At 52.2% G+C, this 2,795-nt stretch carries 3 protein-coding genes; 1 reads left to right on the plus strand and 2 read right to left on the minus strand.

All coding sequences use genetic code 11. The features are described from left to right. Positions 1–47: 47 nt before the first annotated feature. On the minus strand, positions 48–1,694 hold the full coding sequence (groL, locus tag Q7T06_RS11720; protein WP_304784861.1) for a chaperonin GroEL: 1,647 nt from the start codon (positions 1,692–1,694) through the stop codon (positions 48–50). Between the two features lie 128 nt (positions 1,695–1,822). Then, positions 1,823–2,113, minus strand: coding sequence for a co-chaperone GroES (gene groES, locus Q7T06_RS11725; protein ID WP_304784862.1), 291 nt, complete (start codon positions 2,111–2,113; stop codon positions 1,823–1,825). 468 nt (positions 2,114–2,581) lie between these two features. Between groES and Q7T06_RS11730 the strand changes: the two genes are divergently transcribed. Next, positions 2,582–2,795, plus strand: a 214-nt coding sequence (locus Q7T06_RS11730; protein WP_304784864.1) for a hypothetical protein, incomplete at its 3' end; no start/stop codon positions are given.

Below are 2,795 nucleotides of genomic sequence, written 5' to 3' on the forward strand. Positions count from 1 at the left end.
CAGGGTGTTTCGACACCGCTTGCACGGCGTCGAAAGCAGAACAGCAATTACATCATGCCGCCCATGCCACCCATGCCGCCCATACCACCCATGCCGCCCATATCGCCACCTTGTTTGTATTCGACAACTTCGGCAACCATGCAATCGGTGGTCAGCAACAGTGCAGCGATCGATGCAGCATTTTGCAATGCCGAACGAGTTACTTTAGCTGGATCGAGAACGCCCATTTCAACCATGTCGCCGTAGGTACCGTTGGCTGCGTTGTAACCGAAGTTACCTTTGCCTTCGAGTACTTTAGCCACAACGACGGATGCTTCTTCACCGGCGTTTTGCACGATCATGCGCAGCGGTTCTTCCATTGCGCGCAACACGATGCGGATACCGGCTTCTTGATCCGAGTTGTCGCCTTTGACATTGATGTTGGCGCGTGCGCGCAACAATGCAACGCCGCCGCCAGGAACGATGCCTTCTTCGACTGCAGCGCGGGTAGCGTGCAATGCATCTTCAACGCGTGCTTTTTTCTCTTTCATTTCAACTTCGGTAGCTGCACCGACTTTGATGACTGCAACGCCGCCTGCCAATTTGGCAACGCGTTCCTGCAGTTTTTCACGGTCGTAGTCCGAAGTTGCTTCTTCGATTTGCGCACGGATTTGTTTTACGCGTGCTTCGATCGTGACAGCCTGGCCTGCACCGTCGATCAGCGTGGTGTTTTCTTTGCCGATTTCGATACGTTTAGCCTGGCCTAATTCTTCCAGCGTGATTTTTTCCAGTGTCAGACCAACTTCTTCAGCAACGACCTGGCCGCCGCTCAAGATAGCGATGTCTTCCAGCATGGCTTTACGACGATCGCCGAAGCCTGGTGCTTTAACAGCGCAGGTTTTCAGGATGCCGCGGATGTTGTTCACAACCAGCGTTGCCAGTGCTTCGCCTTCGATGTCTTCCGCGATGATCAGCAGTGGACGACCGGCTTTGGCGACTTGTTCCAGTACCGGGAGCAGGTCACGGATGTTGGAGATTTTCTTGTCGCACAACAGGATGAATGGATTTTCCAGAATCGCGGTTTGCTTTTCTGGATTGTTGATGAAGTATGGCGACAGGTAGCCGCGGTCGAACTGCATACCTTCAACGATATCGAGTTCGTCGTTCAGGGATTTGCCATCTTCAACTGTGATGACGCCTTCCTTGCCGACTTTTTCCATCGCTTCAGCGATGCGCTCGCCGATCGAGTAATCGGAGTTCGCCGAGATCGCGCCAACTTGAGCGATTTCTTTGGTCGTTGTACAAGGCTTGGAGATCAGCGCCAGTTGTTCAACAGTAGCTGCAACAGCCTTGTCGATACCGCGCTTCAGATCCATAGGGTTCATGCCGGCGGCAACGAATTTCATGCCTTCGCGCACAATTGCCTGAGCCAGCACCGTTGCAGTAGTGGTACCGTCGCCTGCGTTGTCGCTGGTGCGGGAAGCCACTTCTTTCACGAGCTGTGCGCCCATGTTTTGCAGTTTGTCTTTGAGTTCGATTTCTTTAGCAACCGAAACACCATCCTTGGTGACGGTAGGTGCGCCGAACGAGCGTTCCAGAACCACGTTACGGCCTTTAGGGCCCAGGGTTACTTTCACTGCGTTGGCCAGAATGTTGACGCCTTCGACCATCTTGGCACGGGCTGCGTCGCCGAATACAACTTCTTTAGCTGCCATGTTGATTACTCCTGAATGTTCGTTGATTGCGTTGAGTGATCTGAGTGATCACTGGATCCCCGCGTGCGCGGGGATGATGCCGCTGTTTCCGATTGCGCCGACAGAGTCGTCGCGCTCGGACATCGGCATCACTTTTGTACGATTGCCATGATGTCTTCTTCGCGCATCACGAGGACTTCATCGCCGTCAACCTTGACGGTTTGACCAGCGTATTTGCCGAACAGGACGCGGTCGCCAACTTTGACGTCGAGTGGACGAACTTTGCCGTCATCGAGGATTTTGCCGTTACCGATAGCCAGGACTTCACCTTGGTCAGGCTTTTCAGCAGCTGCTTCAGGAATGATGAGGCCGGACGCAGTTTTTGTTTCCTGGTCGAGGCGCTTGACGATGACGCGATCGTGCAAAGGACGAAGGTTCATACAAACTCCTTAGTTTTCAATAGGTTATGGTGATTTGCGGCATAAGGCTGCAAAGCGAGCTTTACAGTGCATACATGCCGCACCAGAAAGTTGGTCGTTCCGGGAAGATTGTTAGCACTCTCCCCAAGCGAGTGCTAAGTATAGGGATGCTTGTTAGATAATTCAAGTCGGCTTATGCAATTCTTGCTCATTTAATTGTCAGGGATTTATTGTTGCGCCGCGTCCCTTGCTGGTTTGCAGCCATGGTTGGGCGTCATTTTTCTTCGTCTTTTATATATATGTCGCATGAAAAATAGATCTTTCCAGGCGGCGCCCGCATGAGCTTGAAATCATGTTACGGTGCAACACAAAAATGATGGTCCGGCTGTACCCTTGCATGTCCTTGAACAATTGCGGAATCATGCTAAATACGCAATGAAACCGCATTTCCGATTACACTACGGCTCCTATATTTTTTCAGGCATATCCATGAAAATTTTCATCACCCTCCTGACTGCCTGTTTTCTTTCCGGCTCTGTCCATGCGGCGTCGCTGGATGATGATGTTCAGCGTTATGCCCAGGTGTTTGCTGACGGGAAAAGCGTGCAAACCGAGCTGGTCGAGTCGCTGGCATGGATGGGTATTTCTGACCCGCGGCTATTTGATTTGATAGAGCGTCGCGTGCGTGACGAGGCGGAACAAA

The organism is Herminiimonas sp., assembly GCF_030645555.1.
Lineage (GTDB): Bacteria > Pseudomonadota > Gammaproteobacteria > Burkholderiales > Burkholderiaceae_D > Oxalicibacterium.